General features: G+C 35.6%; 15 protein-coding genes and 2 pseudogenes. 10 read left to right on the top strand and 7 right to left on the bottom strand.

Features of this window, described 5'->3' with window-relative positions; translation table 11 throughout:
• Nucleotide 1 precedes the first annotated feature (1 nt).
• On the bottom strand, nucleotides 2-379 hold the full coding sequence (locus NSQ59_RS14195; protein ID WP_340831902.1) for a hypothetical protein: 378 nt from the start codon (nucleotides 377-379) through the stop codon (nucleotides 2-4).
• A 178-nt stretch (nucleotides 380-557) separates the two neighbouring features.
• Here NSQ59_RS14195 and NSQ59_RS14190 point away from each other — a divergent pair, with 178 nt between their 5' ends.
• A complete protein-coding gene (locus tag NSQ59_RS14190) occupies nucleotides 558-1,097 on the top strand; it encodes a hypothetical protein (RefSeq protein ID WP_055739957.1) in 540 nt (179 codons plus the stop codon).
• Between the two features lie 155 nt (nucleotides 1,098-1,252).
• Here NSQ59_RS14190 and NSQ59_RS14185 read toward each other — a convergent pair whose 3' ends face one another.
• Nucleotides 1,253-1,918, bottom strand: coding sequence for a cell wall hydrolase (locus tag NSQ59_RS14185; protein ID WP_055739956.1), 666 nt, complete (start codon nucleotides 1,916-1,918; stop codon nucleotides 1,253-1,255).
• A gap of 756 nt (nucleotides 1,919-2,674) precedes the next feature.
• Between NSQ59_RS14185 and NSQ59_RS14180 the strand changes: the two genes are divergently transcribed.
• The 3 genes and pseudogenes from NSQ59_RS14180 to NSQ59_RS14170 all read left to right on the top strand — a co-directional run.
• The gene (locus tag NSQ59_RS14180) at nucleotides 2,675-3,010 is read left to right on the top strand and encodes a DUF6054 family protein (protein ID WP_055739955.1); all 336 of its coding nucleotides are present in this window, start codon (nucleotides 2,675-2,677) and stop codon (nucleotides 3,008-3,010) included.
• A 359-nt stretch (nucleotides 3,011-3,369) separates the two neighbouring features.
• Nucleotides 3,370-4,326, top strand: coding sequence for a glycoside hydrolase domain-containing protein (locus NSQ59_RS14175; RefSeq protein ID WP_340831897.1), 957 nt, complete (start codon nucleotides 3,370-3,372; stop codon nucleotides 4,324-4,326).
• Between the two features lie 188 nt (nucleotides 4,327-4,514).
• Nucleotides 4,515-5,006 (top strand): annotated as a pseudogene (locus NSQ59_RS14170) (alpha/beta hydrolase family protein); the annotation flags it as partial.
• Nucleotides 5,007-5,258: 252 nt separating this feature from the next.
• Here the strand turns inward: NSQ59_RS14170 and NSQ59_RS14165 are convergent.
• Nucleotides 5,259-5,972 carry a host-nuclease inhibitor Gam family protein gene (locus NSQ59_RS14165; protein ID WP_340831895.1) on the bottom strand — a complete coding sequence of 238 codons (714 nt, stop codon included), beginning with the start codon at nucleotides 5,970-5,972 and terminating at the stop codon, nucleotides 5,259-5,261.
• 64 nt (nucleotides 5,973-6,036) lie between these two features.
• On the bottom strand, nucleotides 6,037-6,171 hold the full coding sequence (locus NSQ59_RS14160; RefSeq protein ID WP_126649071.1) for a helix-turn-helix domain-containing protein: 135 nt from the start codon (nucleotides 6,169-6,171) through the stop codon (nucleotides 6,037-6,039).
• 335 nt (nucleotides 6,172-6,506) lie between these two features.
• Between NSQ59_RS14160 and NSQ59_RS14155 the strand changes: the two genes are divergently transcribed.
• From NSQ59_RS14155 to NSQ59_RS14140, 4 genes are all read left to right on the top strand, one after another.
• A complete protein-coding gene (locus tag NSQ59_RS14155) occupies nucleotides 6,507-6,998 on the top strand; it encodes a YehS family protein (protein ID WP_340831892.1) in 492 nt (163 codons plus the stop codon).
• A gap of 314 nt (nucleotides 6,999-7,312) precedes the next feature.
• Nucleotides 7,313-9,142, top strand: coding sequence for an SEC-C domain-containing protein (locus NSQ59_RS14150; RefSeq protein WP_340831891.1), 1,830 nt, complete (start codon nucleotides 7,313-7,315; stop codon nucleotides 9,140-9,142).
• A 79-nt stretch (nucleotides 9,143-9,221) separates the two neighbouring features.
• Nucleotides 9,222-10,226, top strand: a complete 1,005-nt coding sequence (locus NSQ59_RS14145) for a macro domain-containing protein (RefSeq protein ID WP_340831888.1) — start codon at nucleotides 9,222-9,224, stop codon at nucleotides 10,224-10,226.
• A 77-nt stretch (nucleotides 10,227-10,303) separates the two neighbouring features.
• Nucleotides 10,304-10,957: a vWA domain-containing protein gene (locus tag NSQ59_RS14140; protein WP_340831886.1), complete on the top strand. Its 654-nt coding sequence runs from the start codon at nucleotides 10,304-10,306 to the stop codon at nucleotides 10,955-10,957.
• Nucleotides 10,958-11,615: 658 nt separating this feature from the next.
• Here the strand turns inward: NSQ59_RS14140 and NSQ59_RS14135 are convergent.
• The 3 genes and pseudogenes from NSQ59_RS14135 to NSQ59_RS27945 form a co-directional block, all read right to left on the bottom strand.
• A complete protein-coding gene (locus tag NSQ59_RS14135) occupies nucleotides 11,616-11,819 on the bottom strand; it encodes a chitobiase/beta-hexosaminidase C-terminal domain-containing protein (RefSeq protein WP_340833171.1) in 204 nt (67 codons plus the stop codon).
• A 90-nt stretch (nucleotides 11,820-11,909) separates the two neighbouring features.
• Nucleotides 11,910-12,320 (bottom strand): annotated as a pseudogene (locus NSQ59_RS14130) (M14 family zinc carboxypeptidase); the annotation flags it as partial.
• Complete coding sequence (locus NSQ59_RS27945; RefSeq protein WP_445669243.1) at nucleotides 12,301-12,594, bottom strand: M14 family zinc carboxypeptidase; 294 nt, start codon at nucleotides 12,592-12,594, stop codon at nucleotides 12,301-12,303. The pseudogene NSQ59_RS14130 and the gene NSQ59_RS27945, both read right to left, overlap by 20 nt.
• A 94-nt stretch (nucleotides 12,595-12,688) precedes the next feature.
• Between NSQ59_RS27945 and NSQ59_RS14125 the strand changes: the two genes are divergently transcribed.
• Together NSQ59_RS14125 and NSQ59_RS14120 are read left to right on the top strand one after the other, a co-directional pair.
• On the top strand, nucleotides 12,689-13,978 hold the full coding sequence (locus tag NSQ59_RS14125; protein ID WP_340831885.1) for a S41 family peptidase: 1,290 nt from the start codon (nucleotides 12,689-12,691) through the stop codon (nucleotides 13,976-13,978).
• Between the two features lie 427 nt (nucleotides 13,979-14,405).
• Complete coding sequence (locus NSQ59_RS14120) at nucleotides 14,406-15,422, top strand: NADP-dependent oxidoreductase (RefSeq protein ID WP_340831882.1); 1,017 nt, start codon at nucleotides 14,406-14,408, stop codon at nucleotides 15,420-15,422.
• Nucleotides 15,423-15,518 lie beyond the last annotated feature (96 nt).

The raw sequence follows: 15,518 nt of genomic DNA, 5'->3' as shown, positions 1-15,518 counted from the left end.
ATTAATTGGATTTGTATTCTGCATGATAGGAATTCGATCCTGCATGAACAGATAATAGGGTATTAGCGTATCCAACCAGCCGATTGACTGTTTCGTCTGCAATTGCATATACAAGCGAATAAAGTTCCTTGTTAAAGAGCCTTTCGTCGTCGAAGATAATAGTTGTATTAATAAATATCTCCTTATTTCCATATAAATTATAATGGATAATCGCTTTCCCTGCGGCCCCACCAGTTTCAGGATCAGCATAATTCTTCATAAAAATGTACCATTCTTCCGCAGTAGCGGAGCGGAAATTCTTTGTAAATTTTAATGCGTTTATTTCATCCTCAATATCTTTTTTTACCTGCAAATCTACAATCGTTTTTTCCTCATTCATTTTGCAATCACCTTTGCACGAGAAAATATTCAAAAACCAACCAAAGTGGACTTTAAAACTGTAGTTATATTTTGGTCTCCCGTATGCTTTCTTAATCGCAGTTTCAGTTTATAGTAAGAATTTAAGAACATATGCGAGTTAGTGTAATAAAGCGATAGTAGCCTGGAGGTGAAATTATATGAAACTAAAAATAATCATTTCTTTTTCTTCAGTGGTATTGCTGATTTTTATTTTCATTCTTACTTATTATAAAGTGAATTATAAAAGTTTCGATGAAGCTTTAAGCGAATCAAATGTCTCAATTGATGAAATTTTCCACACTACTGACTATAAAGGTAATACTATTATATTTTATGGAAAGGACGATATTTTATCAGTAGCATTAATGGAAAAGACCCCTCTTGGGTTTCGATGGGGGAATGGAGCGGGAAGTAAACTATTCAACGAAGAAGGAATATTAACTAGAGCGTTTAGTAACTTGCAGCCCAGACATATAAAGTCGGATAAAGAACTTGTCTCCTTTACAATCGGTGTAATTAACGACCCTTCAATAAAAGAAATAAAGATAAAGTATAAGGACCAAGATATTAAGGATGCAACAATTATAGATACTAGTAAGGGGCGAATATGGTATTGCTTTTCAGAATCTCCTGTTAATTATGACCCTGAGGTAAAAGTTATTTATAAGGATGGAACCATAAAGACAGGTTGGTATTGAACTAACAGATGCATGTGCGGTTTGAGCATAGGTCGTATCATACAACAAAAAATATTGTTGTTATAAAAAAGAATAGATGAATACAGGAACTTTACTCCTGTTCATCTATTCTTTCTTCAAACACATGTATCTTATCTCGAATGTACGAGACTTTTTTATTTTGCGAACACATGATTTCCTATAGTTGTCACAACATCTCTGCTGCGGATCCAAGTATCAGTCGCAATTTTTGGGTTATAAAAATAAACGGAATCATGTAAACGGTCTTTACTCTTTAATGCTGCTTCTACCGCTTTCTTAGAATCTTTAGATGCCGGCTTCTCAATCTCCCCATTTTGTACAGGAGAAAAGGCATAACAATCGCCAACTTTTTGTTCTATTACACCTGTTATACTATCTGGAAAATCAGGAGATTTCAGACGATTTAACACTACTGTTGCAACGGCTACCTTACCTTTGAACGGTTCGCCTTTAGCCTCAGCTTGAACAAGGCGTTCAAGTAGATCTTTCTCTTTGCCTGAAATCTTAATAGAGTATTCTTCTTTCTTTTTTTCTTTTTCCTTTTCTTTTTTTGCTTTATCTTGCGTTTTATCTGGAGGAATGGATAATTTTGGAATACCGACTCCTTCTTGTTGTATCTTCGTTTCTTGCTCTATATTTTTAAAATAGATTTTCCAATCTTGATTTTCATTATTTGAAAGGTTATCTATTTTTACTGAATGTTCACCTGTAAAAGCCTCTGCTGTTTTATTTTGTATACCAATTAAAGTAGTTGTAGCAACACATGCTACAACTACCATCTTCATGTATATGTTTTTCACGGATGCTACCTCCTGTTGTGATCTTCTCTCACATTATCACAGGCTTGTAACACTTTTACAGAACGGCAAGTTTACATTTCTTTATAATTTAATGACAACAATACAGAATTGGTACAAACGTGACTTTTTTACTACGTATTTGTTATATTGCATCCATAATTTACAAAGTGAAGGAAAACATTGGTGTCGTTTTGGAGTAAAAACAAAAAAATGAAAAATGTAATTTGGCTAATTGGAACGATAAAGAGGGGGAAAATAAAATGAAAAACTCTCCATGATACTAATGCGTTCATTCACAAACCTAATCACATAGCAAATGAATTAAATTTCACAACACAATTCACAGTATATTGCATAGTTAAAAAGGCATAGAGATGTAAAATAAAGCATCCTAAATAGTTCATTAGACACTAAAGTGAGTTTGATAAATAAGCGGAGAAATTTCTCTTAATGATGAAATAGCACTGGAAATAGTTTAGATAGACGGAAAGATTCCGACTATTGACTAAAAAAACGTGAAAATACGGTCATTTTGACTTGCATAATCGGAAAACCTCCGCTTATATACCTCGAACCGAGCTCTTTTCTGCAGTCTAACCGGAAAATCTACGCTTATTTTAAATTTCATTGGTTGCTCAATTAAGGATAAGAATTCGGTTAGTTAATATTCAATAAAATAAATCCATAAAAGAAACCAAAGAAAATGAACAATCGTATATATAGGTAAATTTTATTATGGGATAGGAGGAAGTAATCATGGCAAAATATGAAAAGACAATTACTGGTCAATTTGAGGAAGTGGTTAGTCATTTGCAAAACGATATTGGTAATAGTGGAATAAGTATGAAATTAGTGGATGAAAGCAATTACACTATTGGAGATACTAAAATAGCTGTTCGAGTTTATGATAAATACTTCATGAGAAATGGAAATAGAGCAAGTTTGAGTCTTACTGTAGTCGGTCATAATAATAATATTTTTATTTCAGCAATTGGCGCTGGCGGAGGACAAGGTATTTTTTTTAACTTTAGTCTTGGTGCCGAAGATGATATGGTGGCAATAGTGCAAAACAGTATAGAACAAATGGAATAATAGTTTATTATATTTCTAATCACAGTTTGCTCCGTTCGAAGTTTGTTATGAATATGGCAAATTTCACGGAAGGAAAATTATTAAGCAAAATTGGTTTTATCCTAATAAAATTATGATATTTGTTATCGCTCACTTTATAGATGGTGGATTCGGAAATAATCACATGTTCCGATATGCTGCCATCTTTTTTATCTTGCCAATGAGCTTTTATCAATAATGGAAATGTTGAAAAGTTAGGATTGATGGTTCCGGATCATCTATTGCAAGGTGACAGTAAATAACGGTTGCATTTTTTACCAAAATGCCTGTACCAATTGTCAATTATTTTCATTCTATAAAAATAAAGGAGGGATTCCATAATGGCAAAAGGATTGGATTGTGCTACAAAGTTAACTGCCACATCCGCGAAATCTTTAAAAGCAGCTGGTTTTGATTATGCTGCTAGGTATTTACCTACATCTGACTGGAAGGGATTGACGAAGGAAGAAGTAAAAGCTATCCAGGATGCAGGATTAAAGCTAATCAGTATCTTTGAGAAAAATTCAATCAAAGCATCTTATTTTACCTTAGATCAAGGTATTGCAGATGCAAAAGAAGCAGAAGGGTATGCAAAGTTGCTAGGGCAACCAAAGGGCACTGCGATTTATTTTACTGTCGATTATGATGCACAAACTAATGATATGGCAGCCATTAAGCAGTATATCGCTGGATTAAACCGTACACTTGTGGATTATGAGGTCGGTATTTACGGTTCTTATTCGGTTATGGTCGCCGTCAAAGGGCTAGTAAAATATTATTGGCAAACAAACGCCTGGTCTAGTGGAAAGGTTGCAGATTTTATTCATATGTACCAGAACAAAAATGACGCACGAGTTTCTGGCATAGGTATCGATTTTGATGACATCAAAAAGGAACCAGGAGCATGGAACGTGGAAGTAGGACCAGCTACAAAGCCTGTAGTTAAAAAATATACGGTAAATAAATTAATAAACGGATATGTTAACGCCGCAGATGCAAAAGCCAAGAAAAATGCAAAGGGTACTGTTAAAGAAGGAACTTATTTTATATTTAACGAATCAGATGGCATGATCAATGTCACGACAAAAGCTGGTGCGCCGGGCAGCTGGATCAATCCTGCTGATAATAAAGGGGCGGCAAGTACCACTTCCAAACCGGTGTATCATACAGTGGTAAAAGGAGATACAGTATCGGAACTTGCAATTAAATACGGTTCGACACAAACAGACATCAAAAAGTGGAATAACCTAAATAATGACTACTTAATTAAAATTGGCCAAAAGCTGCGGGTTAAGTAGTTTATTTTGATTGTTAATTGATTAACACTTCACATTTGAAGCCTTTCTCGATGGAGAGGGGCATTTTTTATGTAAAAAATCACTAGTTTGGTAAGGATAATAAACATTTTTGTCTAATATGGTAGTAAAAAGGAAATGAGTGGATTGCATAAATGAGAATAGTACACATTGTTCGGCTTATATGCAGCGATGTAGAAGGCATAGAATGGTTGTTAAAAGTAGGAAAAGCAGACCCCAAAAAGTTATTCCTAATGGGAGGTAGTTTTGGAGGGTACCTTTCATTACTACTGCACGGGAGACATGGTGATTACTTTAAAGCAGTTGTGGATTTATATGGAGAGTCCGACTTAATCTCTTTTTTACAATCAGTCCCTTCTTCTTGGAAACCACTTATGAAACAGAGACTGGGTGACCCTGTTGAAAATAAAGAACGTTTGATTCAAGATTCACCGATTACTTATGTGGATAATATGACTAAACCTATGTTAGTTATACAAGGTAAAAATGATACTCGTGTAGTGAAAGCACAATCTGACTTGATTGTTAATGCTTTAAGAGAAAGGAAAAGAAATGTTGAATATTTAGTTTTAGATGATGAAGGACATGGATTTTCTAAGAAAGACAATGAGATATTTGTTTATAAACATATAGTAGATTTTTTGGATAAAAATATAATTTAAAAATATGTTGTTTAACAAATACAGTTGAGAGAAAAGGAAACACCATCCACATCTATTTCAAAGAAATTTGTGAAGAATTTTACTTAAAGTAAATGACCTCATTTATTGTAAAAAATGGATAGATGAGTACAGGTATTCTTCCCGTTCATCTATCCTCTTTCTTTTACAATAAAAATGTTTTGATATTAACTCCAACCATCTAATTTCATGGAACTATAATTTTTTAATAAAACATTATGGACCGTTTATTATTTATTTTACAGGTATGAATTTTGCTGAAGTTGTTAGTTGGATTTCGTCTCCTTCATCAGCATCAAACACATATTCTTTAACAGATAATGAAGCGTCGTAACCTAAAATGATATTTACTTTAGCGCCTTCATTTACAAAGAAGTTACCCATTCCACCATTAGGAACAACCTTATATCTTCCGGCTGGAATATCTTTTCCTACAGAAAAGTAGCCTGCAGGTAGAACTTTTGGCGCCCCTTTACGTTTCTGAATCTGTCCAGCAACACTTGCTAATTCCTTTTTCTTACTATTTAATTTAGAATCCCAGGACTTAACTTCTTCTTTCTTGGAATCTATATCTGATTGAAGTTTTTTTAATTCGTCTTCAGATTTCTTTTTATTATTAACAACATCCATGGCGGCATTTATTTGATCTTCTTTTTCAGTATATTGATTATTAAGATCATCAAGTTGTTTTTTAACATTGTTAAGCTCTTCTTTTTTAGATTTAATTTCAGCAACTAATTTATCATAGACAAGTTTCTTTCCATCAATGGATACGGTTTGTGCTGAACCTGATGGTATACAGATACCAAGAATAAACAATATTATTCCTGCTCCTCCTATGTACATTAGAAGATTTTTCTTAAAATTCTTTTTAATGAGTGACACAATCAGATATACAATTGCCCCTATTATTAATAAAAAGCCTACCAATGCAAAAAAAGTCCCCATTTTTATTCTTCCCCCTTATTTTTATTTATCATTTATATATTACATTATTACTAGTTAAAAAGTATCATATTTTTTCATCTTCTACCCATTCATATTGTTCATCAACTTTTACTGCTATTAAATTTGCAAATTCAAATGCTTTATCTACAGAAGGATACTTTTTACCAGTACTCCAATTTGATAACGTATTTGTACTCACTCCCAAATTTTTTTATGGTAGCTCTGAGTTGGGTAGTGAAGCAAGGTTCGATATATTGCTAACAATGTGATGACGAGTGCTTTACAAATTAGAAGAGATGGAACACATAGAATGGCGGGAGAATAAGAATTTGATATGGCTAAAGGAATCATTAGGAATGTTTTAGGAAAAAAGAACAAAGTATAGTTAGTGATACCTTTTCATGCAATTTTTAGAACCAGCTCAGTTTATTAAATGAACAAACATAGAATTAGTTGCGAGAAAGGAAGTATTAGTAATAAAATAGTGTCTGTTGTATTGTGACAGGGATTACATATAAAATCGGGGGTTTATGAATGGAGAATAACGATATATTAATTCGCTTGAGATATGCACTGGAGTTAAAAAACAGAGAAATAGCTGAAATATTTAGACTCGGCGGAGTGGAAGTATCAATACCTGATGTAGTAAATATCCTTACTAAACCAGATGAAGATGAGATGGACACTCAATTGAAATGTAATAATAAAATGTTTGATTCGTTTTTAAATGGATTAATTATATACAAAAGAGGAAAACAAGAACCTAAACCAGGAAATCCTGATAAACCAGAACCATCCATCCAGAATAAAGCAAATCTTAATAACCTCATGCTGAAGAAAGTAAAAATAGCCCTTTCGTTAACGACAGAGGATATGCTGGAAATATTCGAGATGGCGGGGATTTTTGTATCAAAAGGAGAACTTGGCGCGTTTTTACGAAAAGAGGGGCATAAGAACTATAAAGAGTGTCTAGATAAATACGCACGGAATTTTTTGAAGGGACTAGCAATCAAATATAGAGGATAAGGTAAATAAAAGTAAAATAGCATTAGAAAGCCGTTAGTGCACGATACATTGCTTAGTATTTTGTCATTTGTAGTTGATTCTGTTTTTACATAGAATTTAGGTGGTAAAGAGAGTTGCTTTCAGCTTCTCTCTTTTTAATCGTAATACTAGGAATATTTAACCACCACACTACCATCTTCAGCTGAATGGTTGAAAATGTTATAATGGAGATTAGTGGTCTCTAAAGCTCGCCATATACATACCTGGCCATTCGTAAAACCAACCTTATGACAACTATCTAGAATCTAGCATAATAAAAAAATGAAGGTGAAAGAATGAAAATAAATCGTAATGATCCATGTCCTTGTGGAAGTGGAAAGAAATATAAGAAATGCTGTTTATTAAAGGAAAGTATTGTTCAAATCAGTGAAGTGAAAGAAGAGCGTTTTCTTCGGGAAAGACATGAACTGATGTTGAAATTAACTAGTTTTGTAGATAAGAAAATTCCAAGAAACCAATTGTATCGTTTACATAGCGAGTTCCGAAGAAGAACACAATCGAAAATCCCAGATAAAAATGAATTGGACTTCTTTCAATACTGGCTCAACTTTTTCCATTCCTATGAAAACGGACTTCGCGGAATTGAATGGTTTCTGAAGGAAAATGGAACCCATCTATCCAACGATGAAAAAACATTGGCTGAAAAATGGGCAAAACTAACTCCAAAAGTAGTACAGGCTATTGGAAAGAGCGAAACAGATATTCAATTTGAAGAGGTAAACACAAAGGAACAATTTACGATTTTAGATAACAATGAAAATGTACCTGACTTTGCACCATGGATTGGTACCATCAGTTTAATTGATCGCTTTGATAACAAGGATTATTTCAACGGTATTAGCATATTTCAAGGACCCGAAAATATGAACCATATTAATGACTTCATCCAAAAGTTAATGGTAGAAACGAAATCCAACCGTGATGATATTCTCTTCCATTATTATCCGGAAATCATCGGAGAGTTTCTAAAAGATCCAAATGGAATTGCTGATCGAGAGGGAAAAGAAATCCATGTATACAGCGTTCAATATCAGGTACAGGATGAGGAAATCGTTTCGAATTTCCTACAAGGAGAACCAGAATTTGTTACTGATTACTGGGAGCAAAATGCCAAGAGACTAAGCTGGCTTCAAAACTACAATGAATTCATGGATAATGAGATGGAAGGAAAAGCACGGTTAGCGGAAAGTATAGGAATTATCTCATTAAGGAAAAACCAGCTCCAATTTGATTGCTATGATAAAAACATTCTGGAGCAATTTAAACAAAAGGTAAATAAAGTAGAAAAGGCTGTTGAATGGATGGATGAAAAGGAACAATCACTCATCATTCCATCTCAAACCGAAGTCAAGAACATGGCCATTCAAATCAGCGAAAATGTACCGAAATATTTTATCCTGTATGCCCAAAACAACTTGCAACTAGATATCGATAAATCCTTACCAAAATTCGATGATCTTTCACCACGTGAAATGGTCCAAAACGGTAGAGTGGAAGAAGTTGATACATGGTTAAAGCAACTAGAATATAAGCTATATCTGCAAGTAAAGGCTCAGTTTGAAAAAGTAGAAAAAACAGCCGATTTTAATACGGTCCGAAAAGAATTAGGGCTGCCGCTATCCTCTTTTGTGACGGGTGGAGAAAATCGTGTATCCGCGATTGTACCGATTATTCAACAAAATAAAGAGCCAATCGTTAAAAATGAGGATATTCCTTTTTACGAGGATCTAGGCTTTACACCTGACACCATTGATAATGTTTATGCAAAGTCATTCGTAAACTTTTTCAAAGAAAAAACAGATGGCAAGAGTGAAAATACAGTAAGGAAATATAGAAATAGTTTATCTGATTTACGGGAGATTCTTGAGGCATATTCATTCAATAGTTGGGATGAATTGACCCAAAAACAATGGGAACGAATCCTAACAAAGGATTACTTTGATATGTTTGAATCCGTAAGCAAGACGCAAGTGAAGGACTTCTTAAGCACAGTAAAAGCTTTAGTAAAATGGCTGGATGAGAAGGAAAACACAAGGCTTTCGGAGGACATGCTTAAGGCAATGGAAGTAACAGAGAAAAAACGCCTCCAATTGGCTGGAATTTAAGATATGATAGAAAAAAGACCGATTTTGAGATTCGGTCTTTTTTATCAAGGTAAGCGGACAATGGGAAGGGGGAAAGACGGTGCCGTTAGAACTAATTCGTCAAGATATTACGAAAATGCAAGTCGATGCAATCGTGAATGCAGCCAACACAGAATTGAAAATGGGTGGCGGTGTTTGCGGGGCAATCTTCAATGCTGCAGGTGCCACTGAACTGCAGAAAGCGTGTGATAAAATCGGCGGATGTAAGGTCGGAGAAGCAGTTATTACGGACTGCTTTCAACTAGATGCAAAATATATCATCCATACTCCAGGACCTATTTGGCAAGGAGGAGGTAATCAAGAGGCAGATCTATTAAAGGCATCTTACATGAACTCTTTAAAACTAGCAAAAGAATATAACTGTGAATCTGTCGCTTTTCCATTGATTTCTACCGGTATATATGGTTATCCAAAAGAAGAAGCATTGCAAATTGCGATATCCACCATCAGTTCATTTTTATTGGAGAATGATATGTTGGTTTACCTTGTTGTTTTTGATAAAAAATCATTCGGAATAAGTAATAAGTTGTTTACATCTATTCATCAATATATTGATGAGCATTATGTAGAAGCAGCAGAAAAGGTATTTGCAAGAAATCGTTTCGAACAATACGATGTGATGGAGAGTTTGCGGGAACCTGATATTTTCCAAGAGAAAAAAATATCGGAAGAAACTTATTCTTTAGCGAACCGATTGAATCAGCTCGAAGAATCATTTTCCGAGCGGCTGCTTCGTTTCATTGATGAAAAAGGTCTGACGGATGTAGAAACTTATAAGCGGGCAAATATCGATCGGCGATTATTCTCCAAAATTAGGAACAGCATGGACTATACACCAACGAAGAAAACAGCTGTAGCCTTTGCCATTGCATTAAAATTGAATTTAAATGAAACGCTGGAGCTATTAACAACTGCTGGGTATACATTGTCACACAGCAGTAAGTCTGATGTGATCATTCAGTATTTCATGGAACAAAACAACTACAATATTCATGAAATAAATGAAGCATTATTTGCTTTTGACCAGCCATTACTTGGTTCTTAAAATGTCGCTTTGGAAGCGACCTTTTTTTATGTGATTCTTGTTATTCTAAGTTTATCACAAAACGGAGGATGATAAGAATGAAGAAGAATCTAACGGAACTAGTATTTATTTTGGATAAAAGCGGATCTATGGCTGGAATGGAAGCTGATACCATCGGCGGTTACAATTCGATGTTGAAGAAACAACAGACAGCGGAAGGAGAAGCGATTGTTACCACGGTTTTATTTAATCACCATTACGAATTATTGCATGACCGTATCAATATTAAAGGCATATCGCCTCTTACTGAAAGAGATTATGAAGTCGGAGGAACCACTGCATTATTAGATGCGATTGGTTCTTCCATTCAAAAGATTGTCAATGTACAAAAGAGAACAAGGGTGGAAGAACAGGCAGAAAGGGTACTAATTGTGATTACAACAGATGGCATGGAAAATGCCAGCCGTGAATACACAACGGACAAAATTAAAAAAATGATTCAGTATCAAAAAGAGAAATTCGGTTGGGAATTCATTTTCCTTGGTGCAAACATCGATGCCATTGCAACCGCTGCTCGATTTGGAATCGATAAGGATTTTGCGGTTGATTACCATGCAGATTCTGTAGGAACACAGGTAAGTTATGAAGCAATAAATGAAGCGGTGCTTAATCTTCGAGGTGGGAAAAAGATTGATCGGAATTGGAAGAATGGGATTGAAAGGGATTATAATCAGCGTTCAAGAGAGAGGTAAAAAAACGTTGATATATTGTGAGTTGTGGTTGTCCCTTATTGGTCAAAGTAAGATGGCGAAATATGGAATAGTGTAACCTAACTTTGGAAGAGTCCAATTGTTATAGAGCAGATAACACCAGAGGATACATTTTTTTACCTTTATCTGCTTGAAAAATACTCAAATAGGAATCTATCGAATTGCGCACGGTGTTTTCTTCGAGTGGTTAGTTAAAGTATCAAAAAAAGTTCACAGGAAAGGATTACAACGGAAAAAGCTGCTATGTGGCTGGAGTTATGCGTCATTATGCTATTGCAATCTGAATGAATTAGCTTGAAAAGGATTCATGATCAAGAAAAATTGTACGCTTCTGGGCTGCAGAAACAATTAGTACAGGAACCGGTGGATTATCATAAAATGGCTTTACAAGTGCACAGCACCAAACTTATTTCTCAAATATCGCATTAGAGAGCAGGCGAAAAAGGTAAAAGTTGGCCCCGAAAGGCCAACTCTTTATAGAGACTACTTGATTGTAATTGTCACCGAGTTATAATTATTTCCTTTGCTCAGCGGGTTGTAGTTTTTCTCAATATTTCCTGCTGTGTCAACCGCGAAATAATTGATGGTAGTTGTTTTGTTAATTTTAAAGGTTTCCGCAGATTCACGAATTCCGTTTAGTTCAACTTTTTTCGAATGAAAAATCATGGCGGCTGCCGTCAAGGGTATAGTAGACTGTCGCCGGCTCGCTGGTTTCAAATTTTACTTCGACCGGTCCGGTGTACTTGCCATTCCCCGGTACTGCTTTAGACGATGGTGGCTGATGGTCTTTCGCATTGTTATAGGCAACTTTTAACAGGCCGATTAAGCCATTGGAAAATTCCATTGCCTCTTCATGGCCTTCGGAAAATGCCGGCTGGAATCCAACAGATTCCCATCTTTTCGTATCCTTATTCCATAAATCAGCCCCGACTTCAAAGTCCCAAGCATAAATCCCTTTCTCATACCATAGATAGTCAGCTGAGTTGCCTGCTGCAGAATAGAGGACATCCGGGATTTGCCCGGTTTGGCCCGGGAGAATGACGGTTCCGCGGTAGTCCTGAATTTTGTTTAAAATGGTGTTGGACGCTGCCCAGTAGAAGGCATCCTGACCGGCATCCGGAGCCGGCAGGGTTACGCGGTCTGAGGTATATGCCCCTGGTGCCCATATAAAGTAGCCGCCATAGCTATGGATATTCATCGCGAACTTAAGGTTTGGATATTGGTCCGCCAGCCACACAATATTCTTAGCTTCCGGTTCAGAGTTTTCCGCTGGTCCTGCATAGGTGCCGCTTCGGCATTGTGTAGTAGATGCTCCGACATAACCGTCAAATGCAGAGCCGACTGAATGGTTTCGGTTTTAAGTCAACCCCCCATGAAGTACGGTATCCTGGGACTGATTCGGTTAGACCACAGTAATTGGTCATATTTTTTCGCTGCATATTGTAATCATAGAAACTATAATTGGCGCCATCAGGATTAGTGCTCGGTACTAGGAAAATATCTAGATTATCAACAAGTTTCTTTGTTTCGCCGTCATGAGCATAGTTGCGCAGCAACCGCTCTGCCGTTTCAATGGTGACAAGCGGAGTTACCCTTTCGCGGGCGTGTTCTGAGCATATCCAAGGACGCGCATGTGGAGCCTTTAATTTACATAAAAGAACGTGTATAATCGATTATACTAAATAATCAAAAAATGGTGAATAGAGGGATAAAGTGAACTACATAGAGATATTTGAAGAAATAGTAACGATTATTCATAATGATTATTCAGGCTGTCTAGACAAAAAGGGATGGGATTCGCCGGACGAATATAGAAGAGAGATAATAGAATTAGAAAATCAAAAATTACTAGATCCTCAGAAGTTTGTTCAGATTGTTTCCGATTATTTATTAGACTGTAAGGATCAACATTTATTTGTGAAGCTATCAAATAGTAGTAGTAATAAAATGATGAATGTCGGCTTTAAAGTTAGAAGATATGAGGATTTACTGTACATATATGAAGTCGACAGGGAAACTCGAGTTCACATCGGAATGGCCATCAAATCATTAGATAACATTACCATTCCAGAATTGGCTGTGATACATAAGAGATCATTAATGGAAGATAAATACGAAAGGCAAAGATGGGAGCCAATATTAAAGAAATATAAAATGTGTGAAATAGTGGACCAGAATGATCAAATAATTCAAATGGATATAAGACTTTATGAGCCAAATAACAAGGAACCAGAATACTCTATTAAAGAAATTAACGAAGATACATTATTAATGAAAATAACAGATTTTTTGAATGTAAACGCAATAGATAGGCTAATAAAAGATTGGGAAGATAGATTAGATAGCTGCACCAATTTAATTATAGATGTTCGTGTTAATGGAGGTGGCAGCGACGATTCCTATTTTCCCTTACTAAATTATATCGTGGATCGCAGTTGCAGTTTGGTGGAGTTTGCAGGTACGGATGATACGGCAATTTTTAATTGCACACACCGTAATTTTACTAATAAGATAGAGCCATTGTATGAGGAGTTAGAAAAAGCGGAAAACGAAGAAACGCGAAAGTTTTTACAAATTTATATTGATGAGTGGAAAAGAAATATTGGAAAAGGTTTCGTAGAATTAGATTTTTCCGAACTTGCACAAGATATATATTTTCAAGCTAAAGGAAAACCGGAAAAAGTGATCATATTATCTGATTATTATTGTGGAAGCTCAGGGGATCAGTTCGTAGAGGTATGCAAAAATTCCAAAAAGGTTACCGTTATTGGCAGAGCTACAATGGGAGTGACCGATTATAGTAATCTCGCTATCCAAACATGGAATAACCAAATCGAATTGTGGTATCCAACATCAAGAGTTTCAAAAATTGATAATGGAATGGGCTTAACAGGAGTCGGTGTTTTACCAGATATTTATATTCCATGGACTCCCGAACATATTTTTGAGGATATTGACTTAAAGAAAGCATTATCGTTGTGTGAGAATGTGAAGGAAATTTAATTGTGGTGGAAAGGGATTATTATCAGCGTTCAAGTGAGATGTAAAAAACATGATAGATTAGGAATTTTCGTTGTCCCTCATTGGCCAAAGTGAGGGACATTTTTTCCTTTGGCGTTACCAACGTATAACCACCTTCATGATGTGCAACCGTTCATTTATACATCATAAGTATTTTTGTAGTTTTCTTCTCGGCACTTTTCAAAGATATCGGTTTGCTCTAACTAATTATATATTCTTGATGCATTTTTAGGAAATAATAAGGTGTTTTTTTTGACAAAAAATTTATCAAGAGTATACTGTTATTTTGACGTTTGATCCTATCAATTGTTCAAAATGAGAATGGAATCCGTCCATGAAAATAAATGCATAATAAAAAAATAAAAGTGCTAAAAGATGGATAATCCCTTTACCGAATGGAGGAGTAATCATGAGTCAAATGCAAAAACAAATTAAGCTTGCAAAACGTCCAATTGGGACACCAGTGATGGAGGATTTTGCTTTTATCGATGCACCAATTGGAACACCATCAAATGGTGAAGTGCTAGTTCGTACTATATATATTTCGGTTGATCCGTATTTACGTGGAAGGATGCAGGATGTAAAATCGTATATTCCACCATTTCAATTAAACGAGGTCATTACAAGTGGAGTAATTGGGCAAGTAGTAGATTCAAAATCGGAACTGTTTGCTAAAGGTGATGTGATAATAGGCAATCTTGGCTGGCAGGAATACTCCATTGCGAAGGAGAAGGAGATTCGGAAAATTGATCCGAAGCAAGCTCCTGTAACAGCGAATTTAAGTATTATTGGATTGACAGGATTAACAGCGTATTTTGGCCTGCTTGATATTGGTCAACCAAAAGCAGGAGAAACCGTAGTTGTATCTGGAGCTGCTGGGGCGGTAGGAGCGACTGTTGGACAAATTGCGAAAATTAAAGGCACTCGTGTGGTTGGAATTGCCGGGACAGACGAAAAATGTCGCTACCTCATAAATGAACTTGGATTTGATGCAGCCATCAATTATAAAAAGGAAGATGTTCCAAGTGCATTAGAAAAAGCATGTCCTAACGGAATCGATATCTACTTTGATAATGTTGGGGGATCCATTTCTGATGCTGTATTCCCACTCCTTAATAAGTATGCTCGTATTCCAATTTGCGGGGCAATTTCTTCCTATAATAATGTAAATATTGATATGGGGCCGCGTGTTCAAACTTATCTCATAAAAACTAGTGCGCTTATGAAAGGTTTCACACTTGGAGATTACTCCAATCGATTTAAAGAAGGTGGCACAGCACTAGCCGCATGGTTAAACGAAGGGAAACTTAAATATGAGGAAACCATTACAGAAGGTTTCGACCATATTATTGACGCCTTCCTTGACCTCTTTAAAGGAGCGAATATTGGAAAGTCGCTCGTCAAAGTTGCAGATATTAAGTATTAAGTTAGAATGTTGTTGTTTGACAATAAAGTCATTTAATTAGTGTGACCTAATTAAATGACGTGTAAGAAGAAATCTTTTGCTATAAAAAATTATATA

Source organism: Margalitia sp. FSL K6-0131 (assembly GCF_038008735.1).
In the GTDB taxonomy this organism is placed as follows: domain Bacteria; phylum Bacillota; class Bacilli; order Bacillales; family Bacillaceae_C; genus Margalitia; species Margalitia shackletonii.
The sequence above is the reverse complement of the archived record's forward strand: the minus strand, read 5'-3'. Positions and strand labels throughout refer to the sequence as shown.